This is a genomic window from Cupriavidus sp. OTU4054 (genome assembly GCF_038440175.1).
In the GTDB taxonomy this organism is placed as follows: domain Bacteria; phylum Pseudomonadota; class Gammaproteobacteria; order Burkholderiales; family Burkholderiaceae; genus Cupriavidus; species Cupriavidus pauculus_D.
This window is the reverse complement of record NZ_JASATF010000030.1, coordinates 37077-63776: the sequence shown is the minus strand read 5'-3', so window position 1 is coordinate 63776 and position 26700 is coordinate 37077. Positions and strand designations below refer to the sequence as shown.

23 protein-coding genes and 1 tRNA gene are annotated in these 26700 nt (G+C 66.1%); 8 read left to right on the top strand and 16 right to left on the bottom strand.

The window, feature by feature from the left end; all coding sequences use genetic code 11:
- Positions 1 to 24: 24 nt before the first annotated feature.
- Together AAHB16_RS27300 and AAHB16_RS27295 are read right to left on the bottom strand one after the other, a co-directional pair.
- Positions 25 to 816, bottom strand: a complete 792-nt coding sequence (locus tag AAHB16_RS27300) for an ABC transporter ATP-binding protein (RefSeq protein WP_150373899.1) — start codon at positions 814 to 816, stop codon at positions 25 to 27.
- 177 nt (positions 817 to 993) lie between these two features.
- Entirely contained in the window at positions 994 to 2958 is a 1965-nt protein-coding gene (locus AAHB16_RS27295) for an AMP-dependent synthetase/ligase (RefSeq protein WP_342052481.1), read from the bottom strand.
- 248 nt (positions 2959 to 3206) lie between these two features.
- On the opposite strand from AAHB16_RS27295, the gene AAHB16_RS27290 reads away from it, so the two are divergent.
- Positions 3207 to 3905, top strand: a complete 699-nt coding sequence (locus tag AAHB16_RS27290) for a Crp/Fnr family transcriptional regulator (protein ID WP_150372966.1) — start codon at positions 3207 to 3209, stop codon at positions 3903 to 3905.
- Positions 3906 to 3913: 8 nt separating this feature from the next.
- Here the strand turns inward: AAHB16_RS27290 and AAHB16_RS27285 are convergent, their stop codons facing one another.
- A complete protein-coding gene (locus tag AAHB16_RS27285) occupies positions 3914 to 5317 on the bottom strand; it encodes an aminotransferase-like domain-containing protein (RefSeq protein ID WP_150372967.1) in 1404 nt (467 codons plus the stop codon).
- Between the two features lie 163 nt (positions 5318 to 5480).
- Here AAHB16_RS27285 and AAHB16_RS27280 point away from each other — a divergent pair, with 163 nt between their 5' ends.
- From AAHB16_RS27280 to AAHB16_RS27265, 4 genes are all read left to right on the top strand, one after another.
- On the top strand, positions 5481 to 5810 hold the full coding sequence (locus tag AAHB16_RS27280) for a DUF2917 domain-containing protein (protein WP_342052480.1): 330 nt from the start codon (positions 5481 to 5483) through the stop codon (positions 5808 to 5810).
- 148 nt (positions 5811 to 5958) lie between these two features.
- A complete protein-coding gene (gene icmF, locus AAHB16_RS27275) occupies positions 5959 to 9288 on the top strand; it encodes a fused isobutyryl-CoA mutase/GTPase IcmF (RefSeq protein WP_342052479.1) in 3330 nt (1109 codons plus the stop codon).
- Between the two features lie 77 nt (positions 9289 to 9365).
- Complete coding sequence (locus tag AAHB16_RS27270) at positions 9366 to 9812, top strand: HIT family protein (RefSeq protein WP_342052478.1); 447 nt, start codon at positions 9366 to 9368, stop codon at positions 9810 to 9812.
- Between the two features lie 31 nt (positions 9813 to 9843).
- Entirely contained in the window at positions 9844 to 10698 is an 855-nt protein-coding gene (locus AAHB16_RS27265) for a 3-hydroxybutyryl-CoA dehydrogenase (RefSeq protein ID WP_150372971.1), read from the top strand.
- A gap of 88 nt (positions 10699 to 10786) precedes the next feature.
- On the opposite strand, the gene AAHB16_RS27260 is transcribed toward AAHB16_RS27265, so the two are convergent.
- Genes AAHB16_RS27260 through AAHB16_RS27250 form a run of 3 tightly spaced genes read right to left on the bottom strand, consistent with a single transcriptional unit; the run spans position 10787 to position 13768 of the window.
- Entirely contained in the window at positions 10787 to 11770 is a 984-nt protein-coding gene (locus AAHB16_RS27260; RefSeq protein WP_150372972.1) for a Bug family tripartite tricarboxylate transporter substrate binding protein, read from the bottom strand.
- A gap of 37 nt (positions 11771 to 11807) precedes the next feature.
- Entirely contained in the window at positions 11808 to 12950 is a 1143-nt protein-coding gene (locus tag AAHB16_RS27255; protein ID WP_342052477.1) for a CaiB/BaiF CoA transferase family protein, read from the bottom strand.
- An 11-nt stretch (positions 12951 to 12961) separates the two neighbouring features.
- Positions 12962 to 13768 carry a citryl-CoA lyase gene (locus tag AAHB16_RS27250; RefSeq protein WP_342052476.1) on the bottom strand — a complete coding sequence of 269 codons (807 nt, stop codon included), beginning with the start codon at positions 13766 to 13768 and terminating at the stop codon, positions 12962 to 12964.
- 127 nt (positions 13769 to 13895) lie between these two features.
- Between AAHB16_RS27250 and AAHB16_RS27245 the strand changes: the two genes are divergently transcribed.
- Complete coding sequence (locus tag AAHB16_RS27245; protein ID WP_150372975.1) at positions 13896 to 14810, top strand: LysR substrate-binding domain-containing protein; 915 nt, start codon at positions 13896 to 13898, stop codon at positions 14808 to 14810.
- A gap of 72 nt (positions 14811 to 14882) precedes the next feature.
- On the opposite strand, the gene AAHB16_RS27240 is transcribed toward AAHB16_RS27245, so the two are convergent.
- Together AAHB16_RS27240 and AAHB16_RS27235 are read right to left on the bottom strand one after the other, a co-directional pair.
- Positions 14883 to 16400: a CoA-acylating methylmalonate-semialdehyde dehydrogenase gene (locus AAHB16_RS27240; protein ID WP_150372976.1), complete on the bottom strand. Its 1518-nt coding sequence runs from the start codon at positions 16398 to 16400 to the stop codon at positions 14883 to 14885.
- A 24-nt stretch (positions 16401 to 16424) separates the two neighbouring features.
- On the bottom strand, positions 16425 to 17756 hold the full coding sequence (locus AAHB16_RS27235) for an aspartate aminotransferase family protein (protein ID WP_342052475.1): 1332 nt from the start codon (positions 17754 to 17756) through the stop codon (positions 16425 to 16427).
- 322 nt (positions 17757 to 18078) lie between these two features.
- On the opposite strand from AAHB16_RS27235, the gene AAHB16_RS27230 reads away from it, so the two are divergent.
- Positions 18079 to 19533: an aminotransferase-like domain-containing protein gene (locus AAHB16_RS27230; protein ID WP_150372978.1), complete on the top strand. Its 1455-nt coding sequence runs from the start codon at positions 18079 to 18081 to the stop codon at positions 19531 to 19533.
- On the opposite strand, the gene AAHB16_RS27225 is transcribed toward AAHB16_RS27230, so the two are convergent.
- Together AAHB16_RS27225 and AAHB16_RS27220 are read right to left on the bottom strand one after the other, a co-directional pair.
- A complete protein-coding gene (locus AAHB16_RS27225) occupies positions 19534 to 20151 on the bottom strand; it encodes an acyloxyacyl hydrolase (RefSeq protein ID WP_150372979.1) in 618 nt (205 codons plus the stop codon).
- A 529-nt stretch (positions 20152 to 20680) separates the two neighbouring features.
- Positions 20681 to 21559 (bottom strand): alpha/beta fold hydrolase, encoded by an 879-nt coding sequence (locus tag AAHB16_RS27220; protein WP_150372980.1) that lies wholly within the window; start codon positions 21557 to 21559, stop codon positions 20681 to 20683.
- 109 nt (positions 21560 to 21668) lie between these two features.
- Between AAHB16_RS27220 and AAHB16_RS27215 the strand changes: the two genes are divergently transcribed.
- Entirely contained in the window at positions 21669 to 22586 is a 918-nt protein-coding gene (locus tag AAHB16_RS27215) for a LysR family transcriptional regulator (protein WP_150372981.1), read from the top strand.
- A 28-nt stretch (positions 22587 to 22614) separates the two neighbouring features.
- Here AAHB16_RS27215 and AAHB16_RS27210 read toward each other — a convergent pair whose 3' ends face one another.
- The 6 genes from AAHB16_RS27210 to ribA form a co-directional block, all read right to left on the bottom strand.
- Positions 22615 to 23598, bottom strand: coding sequence for a quinone oxidoreductase family protein (locus AAHB16_RS27210; RefSeq protein ID WP_150372982.1), 984 nt, complete (start codon positions 23596 to 23598; stop codon positions 22615 to 22617).
- A 107-nt stretch (positions 23599 to 23705) separates the two neighbouring features.
- The gene (locus AAHB16_RS27205; protein ID WP_150372983.1) at positions 23706 to 24149 is read right to left on the bottom strand and encodes a GNAT family N-acetyltransferase; all 444 of its coding nucleotides are present in this window, start codon (positions 24147 to 24149) and stop codon (positions 23706 to 23708) included.
- A gap of 355 nt (positions 24150 to 24504) precedes the next feature.
- Positions 24505 to 24579, bottom strand: a tRNA-Cys gene (locus tag AAHB16_RS27200).
- Between the two features lie 77 nt (positions 24580 to 24656).
- The gene (bfr, locus tag AAHB16_RS27195; RefSeq protein WP_150372984.1) at positions 24657 to 25142 is read right to left on the bottom strand and encodes a bacterioferritin; all 486 of its coding nucleotides are present in this window, start codon (positions 25140 to 25142) and stop codon (positions 24657 to 24659) included.
- 189 nt (positions 25143 to 25331) lie between these two features.
- Complete coding sequence (locus AAHB16_RS27190) at positions 25332 to 25787, bottom strand: PA2169 family four-helix-bundle protein (RefSeq protein WP_150372985.1); 456 nt, start codon at positions 25785 to 25787, stop codon at positions 25332 to 25334.
- Positions 25788 to 25931: 144 nt separating this feature from the next.
- On the bottom strand, positions 25932 to 26528 hold the full coding sequence (ribA, locus tag AAHB16_RS27185; protein ID WP_150372986.1) for a GTP cyclohydrolase II: 597 nt from the start codon (positions 26526 to 26528) through the stop codon (positions 25932 to 25934).
- Between the last annotated feature and the right edge of the window lie 172 nt (positions 26529 to 26700).

The following is a 26700-nucleotide window of genomic DNA, read 5'->3' as shown; positions in this document are numbered from 1 at the left end:
GTCCGTGGCCTGCGATGCGAGCGGTTAGTGCGACGCGCCGAGATAAGCGCGGATGACGTCGGGGTTGGCCTTGACCTCTTCCGGCGTGCCGTCGCCGATCTTCTTGCCGTAGTCGAGCACGACGACGCGGTCCGAGATATCCATGACCACGCCCATGTCGTGCTCGATGAGCACGATGGTCGTGCCGAACTGCTGGTTCACGTCGAGGATGAAGCGGCACATGTCCTGCTTCTCTTCCACGTTCATGCCGGCCATCGGTTCGTCGAGCAGCAGCATGGACGGCTCCGCGGCCAGCGCGCGCGCCAGTTCCACGCGCTTCTGCAGACCGTACGGCAGGCGCCCCACCGGCGTCTTGCGGATGGCCTGGATCTCGAGGAAGTCGATGACCTCCTCGACCTTGCGACGATGGCGCACCTCCTCCGCGCGCGCGGGACCCCACCACAGCGCATGGGCGAAGATGCCCGAACGGAACAGCGTATTGCGCCCCGTCATGATGTTGTCGAGCACGGTCATGCCCTTGAACAGCGCGATGTTCTGGAACGTGCGGGCGATGCCCTGCCGCGCGGCCGCGGTCGGATGCATCTGCCGGCGTTCCTCGCCGCGGAACACGATGCGCCCCTGCTGCGGGTGATACACGCCGTTGATCACATTGAGCATCGAACTCTTGCCCGCGCCGTTCGGGCCGATGATCGCGCGGATCTCGTGCTCGCAGACGTCGAACGAAATATCGGTCAGCGCCTTGACGCCGCCGAACGACAGCGAGATATGCTGCAGGTCGAGGATCACGTCGCCACGCGTGCGCGCGTGCGCGGGCATGCGGGGGTCCAGCGCTTCGCCGGGCCGCACTTCCGCACAGGGCATGTGAGGTGTGTGGGGATTGCCCGCACCCTGCGCGGGCGAGGCGATCGGGCCGGTCGTAGTGTGCGCGCCCGCCGTGGGGGGGCCGTCCGCGCGGGTCCGTGCCATCTGTGTCATGCCGTCGCTCCGGTCGGGTTAGGCTGCGCGCGTGGCGCCGCCGGGCGGAAACCGTGTGGCCTCCACCAGTTTCAGCGTCGCCGACACGCTGCCCTCGCGCCCGTCCTCGAACTTGACGCGCGTCTCGATGAATTGCTCCGGTACGCCCGCGTAGAGCGCATCGACGAGCACCGCGTACTTCTCCGCGATATAGCCGCGCCGTACCTTGCGCGTGCGCGTCAGCTCGTCGTCGTCGGGGTCCAGCTCCTTGTGCAGGATCAGAAAGCGCGCGATCTGCGAGCCCGCCAGCATCGGATCGGCCGCGAGGTCCGCGTTCACCTGCGCGACGCAGTCGGCGATCATCGCGATGACGTCGGGCTGCCCCGCCAGATCGACATAACCCGCGTAGGGCAGATGGCGCCGTTCGGCCCAGTTGCCCACCGCGTCGAAGTCGATATTGATAAATGCGCAGACATGCGCGCGGTCCGCGCCGAAGGCGACCGCTTCCTTGATGTACGGAAAGAACTTGAGCTTGTTCTCGATGTACTTGGGCGCGAACATCGAGCCGTCCGCGAGCTTGCCCACGTCCTTCGCGCGATCGATGATCTTCAGGTGGCCGTCGGCATCGATGACGCCGGCGTCGCCGGTCATGAAGTAGCCCTCGTCGTTGATCGCCTCGCGCGTGGCATCGGCGCGCTTGTAGTACTCCTTGAGCAGGCCCACGCCGCGCACGAGCACTTCGCCGTTGTCGGCGATGCGGATCTCCATGCCGGGCGCGGCCGGACCCACCGAGTCGAACTTCACCTGCCCGTCGGGCTGCAGGCACACGTAGGCGCAGGTCTCCGTCTGGCCGTAGAACTGCTTGAGGTTCACGCCGATCGAACGATAGAAGCGGAACAGGTCGGGCCCGATCGCCTCGCCCGCGGTATAGGCCACGCGAATGCGGCTCATGCCGAGCACGTTGCGCAGCGGGCCGTAGATCAGCAGCGCGCCCACCGCATAGCGCAGGCGGTCCGCGAAGGCGACGGGACGGCCGTCGAGCAGATCGGCGCCGCAGCGGCGCGCGACGGCCATCGCCCAGTGGAACAGCTTGCGCTTGATCCACCCCGCGTCTTCCATGCGGATCATCACCTGCGTGAGCAGGCCTTCATAGATGCGCGGCGGCGCGAAGTAATACGTCGGGCCGATCTCGCGCAAGTCGGTCATGACGGTCTCGCGCGATTCGGGGCAGTTGACCGTGAAGCCGGCCACCATGGCCTGCGCGTACGAGAACAGGTTGTCGCCGACCCATGCCATCGGCAGATACGACAGCACGTCGTCGCCGGGGCCGAGGCCATCGAAGCCGCAACCGTTGCGCGCGGCGCCGATCAGGCCCGCGTGCGCATGGCACACGCCCTTGGGCTTGCCCGTGGTGCCCGACGTGTAGAGGATGATCGCGGTATCGCCGGGCTGGCCGGCGGCCACCGCCTCGTCGAACAGGCCGGGATGCGCGCTGTCGTATTCGCGGCCGATTTCCTGCAGGCGCTCGTACGACAGCAGCGACGGATGATCGTAGTCGCGCAGCCCGCGCGGATCTTCATAGACGAGATGCCGCACGGCACGGCCGCGCGCCGCGAGTTGCGCTTCCACTTCCAGCAGCTTGTCGACCTGCTCCTGGTCCTCGACGATCGCGAAATCGATCTCGGCGTCGTCGAGCACATAGACCATCTCGTTGGCGATCGCATCCTGATAGAGCGGCACCGGCACGCCGCCGAGCGCCTGCGCGGCGGTCATGGCCCAGTAGAGGCGCGGCCGGTTGTCGCCGATCACGGCGAGATTCATGCCGCGCCTGAAGCCCAGCGCCGCGAGGCCACAGGCGACTTCGCGCACCTCGCGCGCCACCTGTGCCCAGTCGTGGGTCTGCCAGATACCGAGGTCCTTTTCGCGATAGGCCGGATGCGCCGGCCGCTGCCGGGCATGCTCGAGCAGTAATCGTGGAAAGGTCGTTGCGGCTGACTCCTGCATCGCTCCACCTCCTGTGCCGCCTGTGCCGCCAGTGGGGGCACGCCCGGGTATCAAGCCATTGGAGCGGTGGCTATACTGGGCGATGCCGTACGTCTGCCGCACCGCATCAATTGCCCGCCGTGCCTCGTCCTGTCTGGCACGCGCCCCGCTGTCCCTGTGATGTATCCGTACGATAGCCCATGGAATTTGGCGGGGTTGTCGCGCCGGTGACAATCTCGGGTTAATCCCTACGGGAGCTTGCCGCGCCAATGCAGAATGCCAAGCCGAACGCCAACACGACGCCAGGCGATCTGATCGACCGCTGCGTATGGGCCCGCGATCTGAGCGCCGCGCAGCGCGAACATGTCCGCGCCGTGACAGTGGTACGCGAATACGAACAGGGCGACTACGTCGTGCACAAGGGCGACCTGGCCGAGCATTGGCTCGGGGTGGTCGAGGGCATCGTCAAGATCACGACGGTGTCGCCCTCGGGCAAGTCGGTGACCTTTACCGGCGTGCCCACCGGCGGCTGGTTCGGCGAAGGGGCCGTGCTCAAGTCGGAAGTGCGCAAGTACGATGTGATGGCGCTGCGCCGCTCGCGCATCGCGTTCATTCCACGCGAGACGTTCCAATGGCTGCTTGAAACGAGCCTGCCATTCACGCGCTTTCTGCTGACGCAGTTCAACGAGCGGCTTGGGCAGTTCATCGCGGCCGTCGAATACGAACGGCTGCTCGACATCGACTCGCGCGTGGCGCGCGCGGTGTCGTCCCTCTTCAACGAACAGCTGTATCCGGGGCTCGGCAACACGATCGAGATCTCGCAGGAAGAGATCGGCCTGCTGGCGGGTATCTCGCGCCAGCGCGCGAACCAGGCACTCAAGGTGCTGGAGCAGCAGGGACTCGTGCGCGTGGACTATGGCGTGATCGAGGTGCTCGATCTGGAAGGGCTGCGGCAGTACGGGGAGTAACGCCGTCTTCAGCGCTTGCCGCCGGCCTCGCGCAGGAATGCGAGCGCGCGCGGCTCGCTGACATAAGCGGAATTCACGCGCACCCACGGCGTGGTCTCGCCGCCCGGGCGGAAGAAATTGCCGGGCGCGATCTTGACGTCGTACCGCTCGCCGATCGCCAGCAACTCGCGCGAATCCTCGATGCCCTGCGGGCGCGTCCACAGGAAGTTGCCGCCGGCCGGCTCGCAGAACACTTCCCACCCGCAATCGGCCAGCGTGTCGACCGCGCGCGCGGTGACCTCGCGCGTGCGCAGCCGCAGGCGGTCCACGTGCTTGCGATACGCGCCGCGCTCCAGCAGGCATGCGGTGACCGCTTCCGCGAAGTACGAACCCGCCACGCTCGTAAGTACCTTGACGTCCGCGAGCGCCTTGATCATCGGCTTGCTCGCGACGATATAGCCCACGCGCAACGCGGCCGACACGGTCTTGGAAAAGCCGCCGATATAGATCACGTGCTCGAGCTGGTCGAGCGTGGCGAGGCGATCGGACACGTGCGTCTGGAAGTCCGAGAAGATATCGTCCTCGACGAAGCGGAAGTCGTGCTTGCGCGCGAGTTCGAGCAGGCGGAACGCGACGCGCGGCGCGAGCGTCGAGCCCGTGGGATTCTGCAGGATGCTGTTCGTGAAGAACAGCTTGGGCTTGTGCTCGCGCAGCAGCGCCTCGGCCGCGTCGGGATCGGGCCCGTCCGGCGTCTGCGGCACGCCCACGAGCTTCACGCCGTGCAGCCGCAACAGGCCGTACAGGTTGTAGTAGCCGGGGTCCTCGACGAACACGGTATCGCCCGGTTTCAGCAGATGGCGCACGACGAGATCCATCGCCTGGCTCGCGCCGTTGGTGATCAGGACCTGCGGCAGCTCCGCATCGATGCCGACCTGTCGTGCGCGGTTCAGCACGTGCTGGCGCAGGTCGGGCAGGCCCAGCGGCGTCGCGTAGTGGATGAGGCTATCGACGTTGTGGCGCGAGACGTGGCGGATGGCCGCAGTCAGTCCATCGACGTCGCGCCAGGACTCGGGCACGAAGCCGCCCGCGAGCTTGAGCATGCCATACGGGTGGTGGAATTGCTCGATGATGTGGTCCGACAGGTCCTCGGCCAGGCTGGGATCGGACCAGCCGCGCATCGCGCGGCCCGAGAGCGGGCTGTCCGCGACATAGAAGCCCGAGCCCTGTCGCGAATCGAGCAGCCCCTGCGACACGAGGCGATCGTAGGCCTCGATGACCGGAAAACGGCTGATGCCGTGATCGGCCGCGAGCTGGCGGATCGACGGCAGCTTGGCGCCGGGGCGCGCCTCGCGCGAGCCGATCCACGCGCGCACCGAATTGACGATCTGTTCGGTCAGCGGCACACCGGTGGTGGCGTCCAGCGTCAGCTTCATGAATCCCCCCGCATTGTCGTAAAGCCCCCGAACTGTCAGCAGAAACTACTGCACAGTACATCTGAAACTGTTCGGAACTGTGCATGGGATTGTAGTGCAGGCCATGAATAATGACAGCATGGTTCCGCTGTCGCGGTACCGACGCTGCAGAAGGAGATGGACCATGCGGGAACTCAGGACATTCGAATTGAACGAGCCGGGCCGGCTCGTGAACTGGCGCGCGCGCCACGATCAGCGCGTGCTGGCGCTGGAAGGCATGCTGTGGCTGACCGTCGAGGGCGTGCCGTGCGATATCTGGCTCCGGCCCGGCGCCGAGCATCTGCTGCGCGAGGGCGAGATGGTATGGCTGTCGGGCGAGGGCGGCCCCGCCCGCTTCGTGTTGTCGGAGCCCGCGCCGCGCTGGTCGGGATGGCGCGTGCTGCGGATCGTGCGGCGCGCCGTGGCCCGGATGACGCACACGGTCGCCTATGGCGCCTGCCCGCGCGTATCGTGACCCTCACGACCCCCACGGCCACCATGACATTTCGGATTTACGTTAACGTAAGCGTCAAGTAACGTCATATAATCCACCGAGTCCGGTCAGAGCGACCCCAGATGTCGCCGGCCGGCGGTTGCCAGTCACAGACCGAGCGGTGGAGACCATGACTGATCTTTCCGATGTCAGCAAGACCGTCGGCAAGCCGGCGGAAGATGCCAGCCGGACGCCGGCCAACAAGGTGCGCTTCGTCACGGCGGCCTCGCTGTTCGACGGCCACGACGCTTCCATCAACATCATGCGGCGCATCCTGCAGTCGCACGGCTGCGAGGTGATCCACCTCGGCCACAACCGCTCGGTGCGGGAAGTGGTGAACGCGGCCTTGCAGGAAGACGCGCAGGGCATCGCGATCTCGAGCTACCAGGGCGGGCACGTCGAGTACTTCCAGTACATGATCGACCTGCTGCGCGAGCATGGCGGCGAGCATATCCAGGTCTTCGGCGGCGGGGGCGGCGTGATCGTGCCCGAGGAGATCCGCGCGCTGCAGGCCTACGGCGTCGCGCGCATCTACAGCCCCGAGGACGGCCAGCGGCTCGGCCTGGCCGGCATGATCGCGGACATGGTCCAGCGCTGCGATATCGACCTCACGCGTTATGCCCCCACCACGCTCGATGGCGTCCGGTCGGGCGACCGCCGCGCGCTGGCGCAGCTGATCACCGCGCTCGAGAACGGCAAGGCCGCGCCGGCGCTGGTCGATGCCATGCACGCCCAGGCGAAGGCCGCGAACGTCCCCGTGCTAGGCATCACGGGCACCGGCGGCGCGGGCAAGTCGTCGCTGACCGACGAACTGATCCGTCGCTTCCGCCTCGACCAGCAGGATGCGCTGTCGATCGCCGTGATCTCGATCGACCCGTCGCGCCGCAAGTCCGGTGGCGCGCTGCTTGGCGATCGCATTCGCATGAATGCCATCGATCATCCGAATATCTTCATGCGCTCGCTCGCCACGCGCGATGCGGGCTCCGAGATCTCGCAGGCCCTGCCCGATGTCGTTGCGGCGTGCCGCGTGGCGGGCTTCGACCTCGTGATCGTCGAGACCTCCGGCATCGGCCAGGGCGACGCGGCGATCGTGCCGCACGTCGATCTCTCGCTCTACGTCATGACGCCCGAGTTCGGCGCCGCGAGCCAGCTCGAGAAAATCGACATGCTCGACTTCGCCGACTTCGTCGCGATCAACAAGTTCGACCGCAAGGGCGCGCAGGATGCGTGGCGCGACGTCGCCAAGCAGGTGCAGCGCAACCGCGAGCAATGGCACGCGAAGCCCGACGAGATGCCCGTGTACGGCACGCAGGCGTCGCGCTTCAACGACGACGGCGTGACGATGCTTTATCAGGGGCTGCGCGAGGCACTGGCCGCGCACGGGTTGCCGGCACCCGCGGCCGGCACGCTGCCGAAGCCGGCGGGACGCATCTCGACGGGCCAGAACGTGATCGTGCCGCCCGCGCGCAATCGCTACCTTGCCGAGATTGCCGACAGCGTGCGCGCCTATCATCGGCGCGTGGCCGAGCAGTCGCGGCTCGCGCGCGAGCGGCAGCAGCTGCGCGAGGCGCATCGCATGCTCGGCGAGTCGAGCGGCGCCTCGGGAGACGTGTCGAGCGGCGCGTCGGGCAGCGATGGGACGGACAACGACGATCGTCTGCTGGCCCTCGCCGCCGAGCGCGACGCGGCTATGGGCGCCGTCGAACGCAAGCTGCTTTCGATGTGGCCGCAAATGCGCGCCGCCTACAGCGGCGACGAGTACGTCGTGAAGATCCGCGACAAGGAAATCCGCACGGGCCTCGTCACCACCACGCTGTCAGGGACGAAGATCCGCAAGGTCGTGCTGCCGCGCTTCGAGGACGAAGGCGAGGTGCTGCGCTGGCTCATGCGCGAGAACGTGCCGGGCAGCTTCCCCTATACGGCGGGCGTCTTCGCGTTCAAGCGCGAGAATGAGGACCCCACGCGCATGTTCGCGGGCGAAGGCGATGCGTTCCGCACGAACCGCCGCTTCAAGCTCGTCTCCGAAGGCATGGACGCCAAACGCCTGTCCACCGCGTTCGACTCGGTCACGCTATACGGCGAGGATCCGCACCTGCGGCCCGATATCTATGGCAAGGTCGGCAACTCGGGCGTGTCCATCGCCACGCTCGACGACATGAAGGTGCTCTACGACGGCTTCGACCTCACGAGCCCGAGCACCTCGGTATCGATGACGATCAACGGTCCCGCGCCGACGCTGCTCGCGATGTTCATGAACACCGCGATCGACCAGCAGCTCGACCGCTTCCGCGCCGACAACGCGCGCGAGCCCACGGCCGACGAGGAAGCGAAGATTCGCGCATGGGTGCTGCAGAACGTGCGCGGCACCGTGCAGGCGGACATCCTCAAGGAGGACCAGGGCCAGAACACCTGCATCTTCTCCACCGAGTTCTCGCTGAAGGTGATGGGCGATATCCAGGAATACTTCGTCCACCATCAGGTGCGCAACTTCTATTCGGTTTCCATCTCGGGCTATCACATCGCCGAGGCCGGCGCGAACCCGATCTCGCAGCTCGCGTTCACGCTCTCCAACGGCTTCACCTATGTGGAGGCGTATCTCGCGCGCGGCATGCATATCGACGACTTCGCGCCGAACCTGTCGTTCTTCTTCTCCAACGGCATGGACCCCGAGTACAGCGTGCTGGGTCGCGTTGCGCGACGTATCTGGGCCGTGACGATGCGCGACAAGTACGGCGCCAACGAGCGCAGCCAGAAGCTCAAGTACCACATCCAGACGTCGGGCCGTTCGCTGCATGCGCAGGAGATCGACTTCAACGATATCCGCACCACGCTGCAGGCGCTCATTGCCATCTACGACAACTGCAATTCGCTGCACACCAACGCGTACGACGAGGCCATCACGACGCCCACGGGCGAATCGGTGCGCCGCGCGCTGGCCATCCAGCTGATCATCAATCGCGAGTGGGGCGTGGCGAAGTGCGAGAACCCGAATCAGGGCGCGTTCCTGATCGAAGAGCTCACGGACCTCGTCGAGGAGGCGGTGCTGCAGGAGTTCGAGCGCATCGCGGAACGCGGCGGCGTGCTCGGCGCGATGGAGACCGGCTACCAGCGCGGCAAGATCCAGGAAGAGTCGCTCTACTACGAACAGCTCAAGCACGACGGCACCCTGCCGATCATTGGCGTGAACACGTTCCGCAATCCGGAAGCGGATCCGGTGCCGCAGACCATCGAGCTCGCGCGATCGAGCGAGGAAGAGAAGCAGAGCCAGCTGCAGCGGCTCGATGCGTTCCAGCACGACCATGCCGCCGACGCGCCCGCGATGCTCCAGCGGCTGCGCGAGGCGGTGATCGAGAACCGCAACGTGTTCGCGGTGCTGATGGATGCGGTGCGCGTGTGCTCGCTGGGCCAGATCACGCACGCGTTGTTCGAGGTGGGCGGACAATATCGCCGCAACATGTGAAAGGCGGGTTCCGGCAAGGGGAGCGCTGCGCTACACTCGAAGGCTGCGCCCCTTGCCCCACACTCTCCGAGATTGCCATGTCTTACCAATCCCCTGAATACAACGCCGGCAACATCTTCGCCCGCATCCTGCGCGGCGAGCTTCCCTGCTACAAGGTCTACGAGGACGCGCACACCATTGCGTTCATGGACATCATGCCGCAGGCCGACGGCCACACGCTCGTGGTGCCGAAGGAAGGCGCGCCGGACATTCTCACGCTGTCGCCGGAAGCCGCGACAGCCGCCATCCACACCACGCAGCGCATCGCGCGCGCGGTGAACAAGGCGTTCGCCCCCGACGGCCTGCTCGTCACGCAGTTCAACGGCGAAGCCGCGGGCCAGACCGTTCCGCATATCCACTTCCACGTGCTGCCGCGCTATACGGACCAGTCGTTCCGCCGCCATGCGCGCGAACAGCAGCAGGCGGAAGTGCTCAAGGAACACGCGGACCGTCTTATCGCCGCGCTGTCGGAACTGTCCGACTGACGCGCGCGTTCCATCCATCAAAGGATCCAACATGCAGATCAAGACAGTGGGCATCGTCGGTGCCGGCACCATGGGCAATGGCATCGCGCAGGCATGCGCGGTGGCGGGACTCGATGTGGTGATGGTCGATATCAACGATGCTGCCGTGCAGAAGGGCATCGCGACGGTAGCGGGCAGCCTGGACCGGCTGATCAAGAAGGAAAAGGCCACCGAGGCGGACAAGACGGCCGCGCTGTCGCGCATCCAGGGCAGCACCGCCTACGATGACCTCAAGCGCGCCGATATCGTCATCGAGGCCGCTACCGAGAACCACGAGCTCAAGATCCGGATCCTGAAGCAGATCGATGCGCTGGTGGGCGACGGCGTGATCATCGCATCGAACACGTCGTCGATCTCGATCACGAAGCTCGCCGCTGCCACCGGCCGCGCCGATCGCTTCATCGGCATGCACTTCTTCAACCCGGTGCCGATGATGGCACTGGTCGAGCTGATCCGCGGGCTGGCGACGAGCGACGCCACGCATGCGGCCGTGGAAGACCTCGCGAAGCGCCTCGGCAAGTATCCGATCACGGTGAAGAACAGCCCGGGCTTCGTCGTGAACCGCATTCTGTGCCCGATGATCAACGAGGCGTTCTGCGTGCTCGGCGAAGGCCTGGCGTCGGCCGAGGAAATCGACGAGGGCATGAAGCTCGGTTGCAATCATCCGATCGGCCCGCTCGCGCTGGCAGACATGATCGGCCTCGACACGATGCTCGCGGTGATGGAAGTGCTCTACACCGAGTTCGCCGATCCGAAGTATCGTCCGGCGATGCTGCTGCGCGAGATGGTGGCGGCCGGGTATCTCGGCCGCAAGACCGGACGCGGGGCTTACGTGTATAGCAAGTAAGCAGCAAGTCATCGCCAGCTTGCCGAAAGCGCAAGGAAAGGCCGGGCGGGAGCCTCGACTCCACCCGGCCTTTTTTACGCCCCCCGCTTCAATCGACCTGCGCGTTGCTCTTCTTCACGACCTCGGTCCACTTGCGGACCTCGCCATCCACGAATCCCTGCAACTGCCCGGGCTCCAGGGTGTTCGCCTCCAATCCCTGCGCGGCCAGTTGCTGATGCACGGTGGGATCCTGCAGCACGTTCGACACGGTCTGCAGCAGCCTGGTGCGCGTGCCCGCATCGAGACCCGCGGGCGCCGCGAGGATAAACCATGCGGTCAGGTCGAAGCCCGGATAGCCCGACTCCGCGACGGTCGGCACGTTCGGTGCCGCCGACGAGCGGCGCTGGCTGCTGACAGCCAGCGCGCGCAGCTTGTTCGCCTTCAGGTACGGCAGTACCGCCACCGGATGGTAGAACATGAAATCGACCTGTCCGCCCAGCACCGCGGTCAGTGCCTGCCCTCCCTCCTTGAACGGCACGTGCGTCATGTTCACGCCCGCCATCGACTTGAGCAGTTCGCCCGCGAGATGGCCCGAGGTGCCGTTGCCGGCGGACCCGAACGACAGCTTGTCCGGGTTGGCCTTCGCATATGCCACGAGTTCCGCGAGGTTCTTGTAGGGTGCCTCGGCCCGGACGACGAGCAGCGTCGGCGTGTAGCCCGGCATGCCCAGGTACGTGAAGTCCTTGTCGGGGTCGTACGGCAGTTTGCGGTACAGCGCCTTGTTGATCGCGTGCGTGCCCACGGTGCCGAGCGTGATCGTGTAGCCGTCGGCCTTCGACTTGGCCACGAAGTCGGTGCCGATGGCACCGCCCGCGCCCGCGCGGTTCTCCACCACGACGGGCTGGCCGAGCTTCTTCGCCATGCCTTCGCCGACCACGCGTGCGATCAGGTCGGTCGAGGTGCCGCCGCCGAACGGAACGATCATGCGGATCGGCCGGTTGGGATAGTCGTCGGCGTGTGCCGGCAGGTGGGCAAAGCCGGTTGCCAGCAGCAATGCGGCGAGCGCCGCCCGTAGCGTCTTCGTCTTGTACATGTCTCCTCCGTCTGGCGGTGGTTTTATCGAGTCGTTCTTATTGGGTACGGCTTTTCAGCTGCGCGCGAATCTCCTCGTCATGCTCTCCCAGCAGCGGCGGCGCCGTGACGTCCAGTGCGCGCTCGCCGTCGAACGACACCGGGCTGCGCACCGTGCGGAATTCGCCTAGCGTCGGATGGTGGCCCGTGACCAGCAACTCCAGATGCCGGGCCTGCGGATCCTCGAGCGCCTCGCTCGTGTCGTACATCGGCGCATGGGGTACATCCTCCGCTTCGAGCCGCGCGCACCATTCCGCGCGCGGATGCCGGCGGAACAGCTCGCCGAGCAGATCGATCAGTACTTCCTGATTGTCGATACGCGCCTTGCGCGAGGCGAAGCGCGGATCCTGGAAGAGGTCCGGCCGCTCGATCGCGTTGGCCAGCCCCTGCCAGAACTTCTCGGGCGACGACATATGGAGCGCCACCCATTTGCCGTCCGCGCATTCGAGCACATACGACTGCGACACGCTCGGGCGGCTGTAGGGGCCCATCACCTCCCCCGCGGAATAGTAATGCGTGAAGGCGTCGAGGTTGAAGTGGCTCATCGCCTCGAGCATCGACACCTCGACCTTGCGGCCGACGCCCGTGCGCTGGCGCTCGTACAGCGCGCCGAGAATGCCATAGGTCGCGTAGAAGCCCGTCATCGAATCGGCGATCGCCGGGCCCACCACGCGCGGATTGGCCGGATTCACGAGCAGGTTCAGGAAGCCGCTCGCGGCCTGGGCCACGGTATCGTAGCTCGGGCGCGTGGCGGCCGGGCCCGTCGCGCCAAACCCGCTGATGGCGCAATAGATCAGCCGCGGATTGATCTCGCGCAGGCGCGCCTCGCCAGCATGGAGCCGCTCTGCCGCGCCGGGGCGGAAGTTCTGGATATAGACGTCGGCCTCGCGAATCAGCTGGTCGAAAACCTCGAGATCTTCGGGGTTCTTGGTGTTGAGCGTGAGGCTGCGCTTGTTGCGGTTGTACGTCTGGAAATGCGGGCTGTAGAGCCCGCCTTCGAACGCGCGGAACGGGTCGCCGGTCTCGGGCTGTTCGATCTTGATGACGTCGGCACCGAGGTCGCCCAGCAGCATCCCGCATGCGGGGCCCGTGATAAAGGTGCCTTGTTCGAGGACCTTGAGGCCCGCGAGAACTTTGGTCATGAATGCTCCCCTCAGGCCTGCGGGTCGAAGCCGGCCGGCGTACTGCCCGTGTAGACGAGTTCGCGCGTGGCCTGGTACGACAGCGCGAAGCCGATCGACTGACGCAGCTCCTCGCTCAGGTGGGCAATGAGGCCGCCCGTACGCGCGAGGATCGGCACGCCCTTGAGCGCGTTCAGCGGAAAGCCGACGCCGAGCAGCACGGCCGGAATTGCGGCCGAAACGTTGAGGCGCAGGTCCTTGCCGACGATATCGGGAATCACGGTTTCGATCGCTTCGGCGATATCGACGTAGACGGTGTCGGCACCGGCTTCGCGTGCCACCGCGAACAGCGCGGCCACACGCGGGTCGCGCGACTTGTGCACCGGATGGCCGTAGCCGGGAATCGCGCGACGTTCGGCGCGATAGGCCGTGATCACGGCGCGCGCGGCGTCCTCGATCGACTCCCCTTTCTGTACGCGCTGCCAGACCTCGTGGAGCATGACGCCCGCGGTCTCCGATGCGCCGAGGATGACCGAGCCGCAGCCGAGAATCCCCGCGGCCACCGCGCCCTGCAGCGCGTCCGGTGCCGCGGCCAGCGTCATGCGGCTCGCCTGCACGCTCGGCACGAGGCCGTGCTCGGCAATAGCGACGAGCGTGGCGTCGATGACGCGCACGGCCGCGCGCGTGGGGCGCTCGCCCGTGACGAGGAAGCAGAAGTATTCGGTAAAGCTCAGCTTGCCGATCAGGTCCTGGCACAGGTCGGCGCCGCGCACGACGATGGTTTCGGTGTTGGAAGTGCAGATCGCGGTACGCGGAACGGTTTCCTTGCCAATCTTCATGGCGACTGTCTCCTGATGGATCTCGTAGTAGTGGCTGCCAGTCTATGAGCTCCGATGCACAGATAACAGTGATGAATTTCTCTGCTATGCATCGACAGCATCGATAACGGCGCAGTAAGATCGCGGCATGGAACTCCGACACCTTCGCTACTTCGAGGCGCTGGCCGATACGCTGAGCTTTACGCGCGCGGCCGAGCGCATGCACGTGACGCAGTCCACGCTGTCGCATCAGATCCGGCAGCTGGAGGAAGAGATCGGGCAGGCGCTGTTCAACCGCATCGGCAAGCGCGTGACGATGACCGAGGCGGGCGAGACGCTGCTGCTCCATATCGGCCCCGCATTGCGGCAGGTCGATCTCGCCCTCCATGCGGTGCGCGACGAGCAGGGTCCCGTGGCCGGCGAGATTCGCGTGGGGGCCACGCACAGCTTCAATATCCGGCTGATTCCGCAGTGCGTGTCGTCGTTCCTCACGCGCTACCCGTCCGTGCGCGTGATCGTGGAGGAATTGTCGGCCGCGGAGATCACGGCCCGGCTCGCAAGCGGGGACCTCGACCTCGGCGTGTCGTATCGTCCCGCCCAGACCGATGCGTTGCGATTCGAGCCGCTGTACAACGAGGAGCTGAAGCTCGTGGTGGGCGCGCACCACCCGATGGCGAACCGCCGGCGCGCGCGCATGGTGGAGCTGCACGGCCTGCGCATGGTGCTGCTGCCGCAGTACTTCGCCACGCGGCAACTGCTCGACGAATGCTTCCGCGCGGCGGGCGCGGAGCCACTGGTCATCGCGGAACTGAATTCGATCGCGCCGATGCTCGAGCTCGTACGGCAGGCGACGGGGGGATCGGCGGGGGGATTGGATATTGCGGCGGTGATCGGCGAGTCGGCCGACCTCGGCAACGAGGACCTGCGCTTTATACCGCTGGAGAGTCCGACGCCGCAGCGCACGCCGGGGCTGCTGTGGCGGCGCGGCGCGCCGCGTGCGGTGCCGGTGAAGTATTTCGCGACGGCCGTGCGGCGCGTCGTGGAGTCGATGGAGAAACGATAGGCCCTCTCGCGGCCCTCTCGCCTCGAACGGCGGGAGGGCCTCAAGCGATCGGTCGCCCCGTCGCCCGGTCTATTACTTCGCCACGGGCATCGTGAATTCCGCGCCCTTGGCGATGCTGTCCGGCCAGCGCTGCATCACGCTCTTGTAGCGCGTGTAGAAGCGCACGCCTTCCTCGCCGTAGGCGTGGTGATCGCCGAACAGCGAGCGCTTCCAGCCGCCGAACGAGTGCCATGCCATCGGGACCGGAATCGGCACGTTGATACCGACCATGCCCACCTGGATCTGCCGCGCGAAGGCGCGGGCGATACCGCCGTCGCTCGTGTAGCAAGACACGCCGTTGCCGAACTCGTGCGCATTGATCAGCGACACGGCCTCCGCAAAGTCGTCCACGCGCACCACCGACAGCACGGGCCCGAAGATCTCTTCCTTGTAGATCGTCATGTCCGGCTTGACGTGGTCGAACAGCGTGCCGCCGACGAAGAAGCCCTTGTCGTGCCCCTCGACCTTGTGGCCGCGGCCATCGGTCACGAGCGTCGCACCCTCTTCCACGCCCTTGGCGATATAACCCTCCACCTTCGCCTTGTGCACGCCGGTCACGAGCGGCCCCATCTCGGCATCGGCCTCCATGCCGTTGCGGATCTTCAGCGCCTTCGCGCGTTCCGCCAGACGCGGCACGAGCTTGTCCGCCACGTCGCCGACGGCCACCGCGACCGAGATCGCCATGCAACGCTCGCCGGCCGAGCCGTAGGCCGCGCCGATCAGCGCATCCACGGCCTGGTCGAGGTCGGCATCGGGCATCACCACGAGGTGGTTCTTCGCGCCGCCCAGGGCCTGCACGCGCTTGCCGTGCTTCGTGCCTTCCGTGTAGATGTACTCGGCGATCGGCGTCGAGCCCACGAACGACAGCGCCTGCACGTCCGGATGCGCGAGCAGCGCATCGACGGCCTGCTTGTCGCCCTGCACGACATTGAACACGCCATCGGGCAGGCCAGCCTGCTTGAGCAGGTCGGCGATCAGCAGGCTCGGCGACGGATCGCGCTCGCTCGGCTTGAGCACGAACGTGTTGCCGCAGGCCAGCGCGACCGGGAACATCCACATCGGCACCATCACCGGGAAGTTGAACGGCGTGATGCCGGCCACCACGCCGAGCGGCTGGCGCAGGTTCCAGTTGTCGATGCCGCCGCCGATGTTGTCGGTGAAGTCGGTCTTCAGCAGATTGGGAATGCCGCACGCGAATTCCACCACCTCGATACCGCGCGTGACTTCGCCCTTCGCATCCGAGAACACCTTGCCGTGTTCACGCGTGATCAGCGCGGCCAGGTCGTCGTGATGCCTGTCGAGCAGCTCCTTGAACTTGAACAGGATGCGCGCGCGGCGCAGCGGCGGCGTCTCCGCCCATGCCGGCGCGGCGGCCTTGGCCGCAGCCACGGCCGCATCCACGTCGGCGGCGGAGCCGAGCGCGACGCGGGCCGCGACTTCACCGGTGGCCGGATTGAAGACGTCACTGAAGCGGTCGCTGCCGGCCTGCCTGATGGCACCACCGATGTAGTGATGGATCTCGGTGATCTGCTTGTTTTCTGCGATGTTCACTGCGATGTCCCCTCGGTTTCCTGATTACTTCACGTCCTGCAGCGCTTCGCGCACGGTGTCGAACAGCTGGCCGATCTCCGCTTCGGAGATGATCAGCGGCGGCGAGAACGCGAGGATGTCGCCCGTGTAGCGGATGAGCACGCCGCGCTCGAAGCATTTGACGAACGCTTCGTAGCCGCGCGCACCCGGCGCGCCCGGACGCGACTCGAGTTCGACGCCGGCCATCAGGCCAAGGTTGCGGATGTCCTTCACGTACGGCGCGCCACGCAGCCCATGCACGGCGGCCTCGAACTTCGGCGCCATCTCGGCCGCGCGTTCGAACAGCTTGTCGCGCTTGTACAGGTCGATGGCGGCAATCGCGGCCGCGCAGGCGAGCGGGTGGCCCGAGTACGTGTAGCCGTGCGGCAGCTCGATGGCGCCGGGACCGGCACCGTTGACGACCGCGTCATGCACCTCGCGGCGCACCGCCACCGCGCCCATCGGCACCGCGGCGTTGTTGATGGCCTTGGCCATCGTGATCAAGTCCGGCGTGACGTTCAGGCGCTCGGCGGCGGTGGCGGCACCGAGGCGGCCGAATGCGGTGATCACTTCGTCGAAGATCAGCAGGATGCCGTGCTTGCTCGTGATCTCGCGCAGCTTTTCCAGATAGCCGACCGGCGGGATCACCACGCCCGTGGAGCCGGCCACCGGCTCGACGATCACGGCCGCGACGTTCGACGGATCGTGCAGCGCCAGAATGCGCTCGAGGTCTTCGGCAAGGTGCGCGCCCCATTCCGGCTGGCCCTTCGAATAGCCGGCTTCGGCGATGTTCAGCGTGGCGGGCAGATGGTCCGTGTTCGGCATCACGTTGGCCGACCAGATCTTGCGGTTCGGTCCGATACCGCCAACGCCCATGCCGCCGAAGCCCACGCCGTGATAGCCGCGCTCGCGGCCGATGATCTTCACGCGCTGGCCTTCGCCGCGTGCGCGGTGGTACGCCAGTGCGATCTTCAGCGCCGTATCGACGGACTCGGAACCCGAGTTCGTGAAGAAGATGCGGTCGAGACCCTTCGGCATGAGGGCGGCGACCTTGGTCGCGGCTTCGAACTCGAGCGGATGGCCCATCTGGAACGGCGGCGCGTAGTCGAGCGTGGCGGCCTGCTGGGCGATCGCTTCCACGATCTCCTTGCGGCCGTGGCCCGCGGCCACGCACCACAGGCCCGCGCAACCGTCGAGCACCTGACGGCCGTCATGGGTCGTGTAGTACATGCCGCTCGCCGAGGCCAGCAGGCGCGGCGCGGCCTTGTACTGGCGATTGGCGGTAAACGGCATCCACAGCGCTTCGAGGTCGGGGATCACGGTCTTGGCGGCGTCCATAGCTTCTCCTGGTATCCGGTGTCGGTTCGGTTGCGGTTCGATTTCGATTCGGCCACTCTACCGGCGCGTGGCGGCCCGCAGAATATACGGTCGCGAGTTCGCGCACTCACCGTACAGTTTAGGCTTTATGAACCGTACAGGTATCTGTGCCCGCACGCTTCCCCGGCCTGGTGCACGCACGCGTTCGCACATCGCGAACCCGGCCAGCAGATGGGCCATTGCGGGCATACGGCCCGCTGCGCTGCACCATGACGATATCCTTCCCGCGCGCGCCCTAACCCCGCTAAACTGTGCAGGTCCCCAGACCGGAAAGCCGCCTTCGATGCTCGCCCTCCACCTCGCCCGCAGCCGCCGCGGCAGCGATACGCTGACCGAACAGATCGTCTCCGGCATCGTCGCGCTGATCGACAGCCGCGCGCTGCGCGCGGGGGCGGCCGTGCCATCGGTACGGCGGCTGGCGCAGCAGCATCACGTCAGCACGTTCACGGTCGCGGAAGCCTACGCACGCCTGACCGCGCTCGGATACCTGAGCGCGCGTCCGGGATCGGGCTATACGGTCGCGCACCGGCATGCGCCGGCCGGGCAGGCACGCACACCGCAGTGGCAGGCGCCCGAACTCAACGCGGCATGGCTGCTTGCCGACGTGTTCGCCGACCATTCGGTGCCGATCAAGGCCGGCGCGGGCTGGCTGCCCGGCGACTGGCTCAACGAGGAAGGCCTGCATCAGGCCATGCGCACGGCGTCGCGCGTGCCGGCCGCGCAGGTCTCGGGCTACGGCCATCCCTATGGGTTCGCGCCGCTGCGCGAGCATATCGCCACGCATCTGAGCCAGTACGGCATGCCCGTGCAGTCGCAGCAGGTGGTGCTCACGCAGGGGGCCACGCAGGCGCTGGACCTCGTGGTGCGCACGCTGCTGCGTCCCGGCGATACGGTGCTCGTGGAAGCGCCGTGCTACTGCAATCTGCTGCAGATCCTGAAGCTCGCGGGGCTACGCGTGATCGGCGTCCCGCGCACGGCCGCGGGGCTCGACACCGATGCCCTCGAGGATGCCATCCGCGCGCACGGACCGCGCGCGCTGTTCGTCAACACGGTGCTGCAGAACCCGACCGGCGCCACGCTGACGAGCATGAACGCGTATCGCGTGCTGCAGCTGGCCGAGACCCACCGGCTGCTCGTGGTGGAGGACGATATCTATCGCGAGCTCGCGCCGGCGGGCTCGCCGATGCTGGCGGCCATGGACGGCCTGTCGCAGGTGGTTTACATCAACGGATTCTCGAAGACCATCGCGCCGTCGGTGCGCGTGGGGTATCTCGCGGCGAGCCCCGACCTCGCCAAGGCGTTCGCGCAGACGAAGATGGCGGTGGGGCTGACCTCATCGGAGGTGACCGAGCGGCTCGTGTATTCGGTGCTGACCAGCGGCCATTACGCGCGCCATGTCACGGCGCTGGGCGAACGGCTGCGCGCGCAACAGGATCTCGTATCGGAAAAGCTGGAGGCGCATGGCATGGAAGTGCTGCTGCGGCCGGAAGGCGGGATGTTCACGTGGGCACGGCCGCGCTGGGACGATCGTGCCGAGGGCGGGCAGCCAGGCCAGGCGCTGGCCGCGCGGGCGCTCAGCCACGGAATCTGGCTCGCACCGGGCGTCTACTTCGAGCCCGATGGCAGCGACTCGCCGTGGATCCGCTTCAACGTGGCGACGAGCGATGCGCCGCAGTTGTGGGCGTTCCTCGGCGCCTGCCGTGCGGGGCAGGACGCCGAGTCCGCGCTGACCGCCTGATCAGAAGCGGTAGCGCACGTAGCCCGTGTAGAAGTTGGCGCCCGGGTTCGGCTCGCGGATGCCCGCGTTGGAGATGTGCTGGAAGCGGAAACCGGCTTCCATGGCGTTGTTCTTGCCGAACGCCGCACCCACGCCGATCATGTCGCCGAACTGGAACGCACTGCTCATGTTGTGCTCGTCGGACGTGTGCGTATGCGTGAGCAGGCGCAGCCCGAGGCCGCCTTCGATAAACGGCGTGAACGGGAAGCTGCCGCGCTTTTCCACACGCAGGATCGGCGTGAAGCCGAACTCCTGCAGGTTCTGCGAGTTCGTGCCGCCGCGCGACTGCCATTGCGCGATATTGAATTCGACCTGCACGCGGAGCAGCCAGCTATCGGGATTTCCGTACTGGAGCGGCGTGTTGAAGTTGATGCCGAGCTCGTACTTGTTGACGTCGTGACTCGTGTCACGGCCGTATGCAACGTGAACACCCGGGTCCGTAAACCACGGCTCGGCCTGGGCGGCAGTGCTGACCCCCGCGGCGAGCGCGGCGGCAACGAGACAACGGGCGGCGAGGGATACGGACGAAGCGCGCGAGGCAGGCGCGCACAGGGAACGCTGTTGTAGTTGTGGATGCATGAGAGAGCGTCGGCGATGAAGAGAGGACCCGGCAAAGGGACGACAAAAAGCCGGACATGCCGAGGCTCTGCGAGACATCGCGCGCGGGGAATGGGGCATGGCGAATGGCCGTGCCCCATGGCGTCAGCGCCCGGTCCCTCCCAGAATCCGGTACGTCAGGCCCAAAGCCGCTCCGCGATCCAGTTCGCGAACACACAGATCGAAAGCCAGATGGCGAGGCAGCCTGCAATAAAACGGTACGTCATGGGTATTTCTTCTTGTCAGGTTCTTCGTGAGACGCGCGATTATACATTCATTCATGAATGTATGTTTCGGGATCCCCCGGTCCGCTATCCGGTATCACGGTCGATATCGGACGGCGCAGAAACCTCACAAGGGGACGATGATGCCAGTGTGTGAGAAACCGTGCACGGCAAGGGTTCAATTCTCTTTTCAAAAAATTTGTGCATACCTGCACAAAAGCACGATGGCGCGCCCTGCGGCGCGCCATCCCGGCAACCCATTCGAAAAGCCACGAGGCTTGCTGCTATTAGCTTCTGAGGAAAGGAAGCACTTCCTCCAGTAACCGCTCGGGAATTTCCTCGGCGATATAGTGACCGCTCGGCAAAGCATGTCCGCTGACGTGGCGTGCGACCTTGCGCCACTCCTCCAGCGGCTGGAAACACTGGCCGACCGCCCCCTCGGCGCCCCAGAGCGCGAGCATCTCGCACTCGACCTTGCGACCGGCCTCGAAGTCCGCGCGGTCGTGTTCGAGGTCGATGCCCGCGCTCGCGCGGTAGTCCTCGCAGAGCCCATGCGCGGCACCGGGCAGCTTCAGGCAACGCAGATATTCGGCCAGGGCGGCCTCCGTGAACGGCGCGAGGCCCGCGCTGCGCGTGCCCATGGTCTGGCGCAGATACAGGGCGGGATCGGCCTCGATCAGCGTTTCCGGGAACGGCGCCGGCCGGATCAGGAAGAACCAGTGATAGTAGGCGCGCGCGAACGCCTCGTTGGTCTGTGCATACATCGCGAGCGTGGGCGCGATATCGAGCGTGACCAGCTTTTCCACCGCCTGCGGGTGGTCCAGCGCGAGCCGGTGCGCCACGCGGCCGCCGCGGTCGTGCGCCAGCACGCGAAAGCGCGCGAAGCCGAGCGCCCGCATGACCGCGAGCTGGTCGGCCGCCATCGCGCGCTTGCTGTAGTTGCTGTGGTCGGGCAGGCCCGCCGGCTTGTCGCTGTCGCCGTAGCCGCGCAGGTCCGTGGCGACCACGGTGAAGTGCCGCGCCAGTTCGCCCGCGACCTTGTGCCAGATCACGTGCGTCTGCGGATGACCATGCAACAGCAGCAGGGCCGGGCCCTGCCCGCCGACCACCGCGTGAATGTTGACGCCGTCACAGTCGAAGCTGCGTTCGGTGAATCCTTCGAACATCTCGTCTCCTTGCCGCGCCTCCGCGCGGAATACCGGACAGTGTAATCACGAAGCGCGCCGATATAATGCCCGGCATCGACTTTCATTCAGTCATCCGTTTCACGAATCGATGGATCCGTTCTCCGACGTCGCGTTCTTCGTCCTGCTCGTCAAGCGCGGCAGCCTCGCCGGTGCCGCGCAGCAGCTCGGCATCACGCCGTCCGCGGCCAGCAAGCGGCTGTCCGCGCTGGAATCGCGGCTCGGCGTGCGGCTGCTCCAGCGCACCACGCGGCGGCTGTCGGTGACCCCCGAAGGCGAGTCGTATCTGGCGCAGGGCGGGCGCATCCTCGCGGAACTCGAAGAACTGGAACAGGGACTCGGCGGCAGCCGCGTCGCGCCGCGCGGATTGCTGCGCGTCAATGCGTCGCTGGGCTTCGGACGGCGCCATCTGGCACCCGCCATCGCCGATTTCCTCGTGGCCTATCCCGACGTCGAGGTCCAGCTGCAGCTGACGGACCGCGCGCTGAACCTGGCCGAGAGCGGACACGATATCGGCATTCTCGTCGGCGAGCCGCCCGATGCGCGCCTCAACGCGCGACGGCTCGCGGCCAACCGGCGCCTGCTGTGCGCGGCGCCCGCCTATCTGGAAGCGCACGGCGAGCCCACATCGCCGCGCGCGCTGCACCGCCATCGCTGCCTCGTCATTCGCGAAAACGAATCGGCCTACGGCACGTGGCACCTGGAGTCGGGCGGGCATCATGAAACCGTGAAGGTGCGCGGCCCCGCCGCGACCAACGATGGTGAAGTGGCCGTCGGCTGGGCGCTGCAGGGGCATGGGGTGCTGCTGCGATCGGAGTGGGAGGTGGCGCCGCTGCTGCGCTCGGGGCGGTTACGGCAGGTGCTGCCGGACTGGGCTTCCCCGCCCGCCGATATCCATGCCGTCTATCTGGGCGGGGACAAGCTGTCCGCCCGCGTGCGCGCATTCGTCGATTTTCTGGCGGCGCGGTTCGCGGGGCATGACGAGGGCGCGCGGTTTCACGGGTGGTGACCGGCGCCCCGCGCCGACAGACACTCGGTCAGGGGACCAGCAGGATCGCGCCCGTGGTTTCGCGGCGCTCGGCCGCTTCGTGCGCGCGCGCCACGTCGGCCAGCGGAAAACGCTGACCGATCTCCACCTTCACATGGCCGGCCGCGATCGCGTCGAATAGATCCTTCGCGTTTGCGCGGAATCGCGCGGCGTCCGCGTTATGCGGAAACACCGACGGCCGCGTCAGGAACAGGCAGCCCTTCTTGGCCAGCAGCTCGGGCTCGATCGCCGGCGCGGGACCCGATGCGGCGCCGTACAGCACCACGAGGCCGAACGTCTGCGCGCAATCGAGCGAGCCGAGGAACGTCGACTTGCCGACCGCGTCGTAGACCACGCGCACGCCCGTGCCGCCGCTCGCGGCACGCACCTGTTCCACCCAGTCGTCGTTCGAATAGTCGATGGCCACGTCGCAGCCCATGCGCTTCGCGATTTCGCACTTGGCGGGCGAGCCCGCGGTGCCGATCACGAACGCGCCAAGCGCCTTGGCCCAGCTGCTCAGGATCTGGCCCACCGCACCGGCGGCCGCATGCACGAGCACCTTGTCGCCGGGCTGGATCGCGTACGTATGGCGCACGAGATATTGCGCGGTCATGCCCTTGAACAGGATTGCGGCGGCATGCTCGTCGGAGACGTTGTCGGGCAGCGCCACGAGCTTGTCGGCCGGCACGTTGCGCGCCTCGGCATAGGCGCCGAGACCGGCGTTCATGTACGCCACGCGCGCGCCGGGCGCGAAATCGGTCACGCCGGGACCGACGGCTTCGACGACACCGGCCGCCTCGTGGCCGAGCCCGGTCGGCGAGGGCAGCGGATAGGTGCCGCGGCGCTGGTACGTATCGATGAAATTGAAGCCGATCGCGGTCTGCCGGACACGCACTTCGCCGGGGCCCGGATCGGGCAGCTCGACATTCTCGAGCCGCATGACCTGCGGGGCGCCGAATTCATGAAGGCGTACGGCACGAACGGTGATCGGCATGCTGGTCTCCTCTGGATGGGGTATCGATGAGCGTTGGACTCCGGATTATCGAGTGATTCCGGAAATCCTGCCGGACCGCAAATACGGACACCGCCGACGCTGCGAGATCAGTCCAGCTGCGCGCACATGCAGAGCGCCGAACCGCTGCTCTGCCTTCGGAACGCCTCGGAGTCGCGCACCTCGGCCGGCAGCTGCGCGGCCTGGATCAGCGAGAACCCGTAGCGAGCGAAGTAATCGGGACAACTCGACGTCAGGAGCACCGCGCGCCGGCTGCCGTTCGCGCGCGCGCGCATCATCGCGGCGCGCACGAGGTGGGTGGCAATGCCCTGGTCGCGGCAGTCATGCAACACCGCCACCGAGCGGATCATCGCCGTATCGCCAAAGCGCTCGGCGCAGGCACATCCCACCACGCGCGTCTCGAGCACGGCCACATGGAAATGATCCACGAGCAACGCCACGTCGGTTGCCGGCAGGCCGCACCGCTCCAGAACGGCCTCGATGGCAGGGATATCGGCCGCCCGCGCGGCTCGGATCTGCATGTCTTTGATCATCGGGAGCCTCGTTATCGCTGAACGCTATGGACGACATTCACCATGGAAGCCCTGCATGGATACTGCTGTGTCTTTCCCTGCCCCGCGTCGTACGACGACACATGACACGGGGGTATGAAACGGGAAAGAAACGGCGGCGCCGGGCGAGCGGTGACATGCTGACAATCGCGGCGCGCGCGGGACTCACAGTAGCGCAATCGGCCGCACCTTGCCAGAGGCAAATGCACGCCTTTGGTTCATGTTCGTCCGCAGCGTATCGACGCACGGAGTGCGAGCATGAAACGCGCCAGCGAGAGGCGCCGAGGGAAAGAAAAACGGGAAGGAAAAACGGAAAGGAAAACGGAAAGGAAAACGATGGAGGCGGGGATACGGAATCGAACCGTCGTAAACGGCTTTGCAGGCCGTCGCATAACCACTCTGCCACCCCGCCCCGGATGGCGTCTCCATGGACGCGCGTTGCTTGTTGCGGGCCGCAGTGTAGCCGAAGATGGAAAAACGTGCAGCGGCTCAGTGACTTTCGCCGACCTCGCCCATCGCGGACTGCTGATAGTTCTGCAGGCCGATCTTGCGGATCAGCTCCAGCTGGGTCTCGAGCCACTCGATATGGTCTTCCGTATCGTCGAGGATCGGGGTCAGGACATCGCGCGACACATAGTCGCCCACCGACTCGCAATACTTGATCGATTCCTTGAGGCTCGTCTGCGAGATGCGCTCGAGTTTCAGATCGCAGCCGATCATCTCTTCGGTGTTTTCGCCGAGCAGCAGCTTGTCGAGGTCCTGCAGGTTGGGCAGCCCGTCGATCATCAGAATGCGCTCGATGAGCTTGTCCGCGTGCTTCATCTCCTCGATGGATTCGTCGTACTCGTGCTTGCCGAGCGCGAGGAGACCCCAATGCCGGTAGATGCGCGCATGCAGAAAATACTGGTTGATTGCCGTCAGCTCGTGCTTCAATTGCGTATTCAGCAGCTGAATGACTTTCTTATCGCCTTTCATCGTGCATCTCCAACCATCATTACCATTTCATGGTAATCGCGGAGACCGCAATATCAAGCTGGGATTGGCGTTGCGGGCAGCACGCTGCATTTTTCGCAAATATTTTTTTACGTGAATGCATCTGATTTCGATTCACGTCCCCATTCGCGTGGCAAAAAAAAAGGCGCTCCGGAGAGCGCCATTTTTTATTTAGGCACCGCTCGCGCGATACCGGTTACGCAGATCGCGAATCAGATCGTGATTGCGCAGCACACCCTGGTACTGGCGCTCGATCAGCGCGCGGATATCGAAGCTGAGGTCTGCGTCCTGCAGCGCATCGCCATACTTCTTCTTGGCGACGTCCTCGCCCTTCTCGGTTTCTTCCAGAATGGCAAGGTCCGACCGGTCCGACACGGCGGTCCGCAGGCTCACCCAGCCGCGATGCAGGGCGCCGGCCACGCTGCCGTGATCTTCCGGCTTGCCGCCCAGTGCGGCCACCTGGCTCTGCAACTCGCGCACGGCGGCGCCGATTTCCGCGGCACGGCTCGAGAACAGGGTCTTGAGCTCGGGGTTCTTGGCGTCCTCCGCAGCCTTGCGAAAACCTTCCTCGCCGTCGCGCGACACTTCGATCAGATCGTTCAGTACGGATACGTTGTTATCAGCCATCGTTCTCTCCTTTCTGAATTTTGCCCCTGCGTCCATCGCAGGCGCGGCATGAGTTCAAGATAGAAGAGTGGGCACACGCAAACTGTCGGGTGCCCTCGCAACCGGTTGTCGGTCTATGCCTACAACCGCGCGCGGACGGCGGAATCAGTCGAGAAGGTGACCCATGCGAGACCGCTTGGTCGCGAGATATTTCTCGTTTTCGGCGTTCGAGGGCACGATGTGACGCATTTGCTCGGCGACGACGATACCGGCGTCCTCGAGCGCGCGCTGCTTGACGGGGTTGTTGCTCATCAGGCGAATCGACTTCACACCCCACTGGCGCAGCAGATCGGCCGCGAACGCATAGGTGCGCGAGTCGATGGCCTGCCCGAGCGCGAGATTCGCATCGACGGTGTCGAGGCCGCCATCCTGGAGCGCATAGGCGCGAATCTTGTTCGAGAGGCCGATGCCGCGGCCTTCATGGCCACGCAGGTACAGCAGGATGCCGCGGCCTTCCTCGGCAATCTTCTGCATCGCGAGGTCCAGTTGCTCGCCGCAGTCGCAGCGGCACGAGCCGAACACGTCGCCGGTCAGGCATTCGGAATGCAGGCGCGTGAGCACGTTCTCGCCGGAGATATCGCCAATGGTGAGGGCCAGGTGCTCGGTGCCCGTGTGCGCGCCCTTGAAGGCATGCGCGGTGAACTCGCCGTACCGCGTGGGCAGGCGCGCGGAGCCAATCAGCTCGCTTTCTGTGTCATTCATGTTGTCAATGTGGTGCGGTGACCGCCGAAGCGGCGCATGGCGGCAAGGATACCGCACCACGGCAGGACATGCTCGCGGCAGGGGTTACCGGCCTGCCCCGCGGCACGCCGGCATCCCTCGCGGAGAGGGAAAGCGGGAAGAACCGTGCGCCGCGGAAGAACGCGTTGCCCGC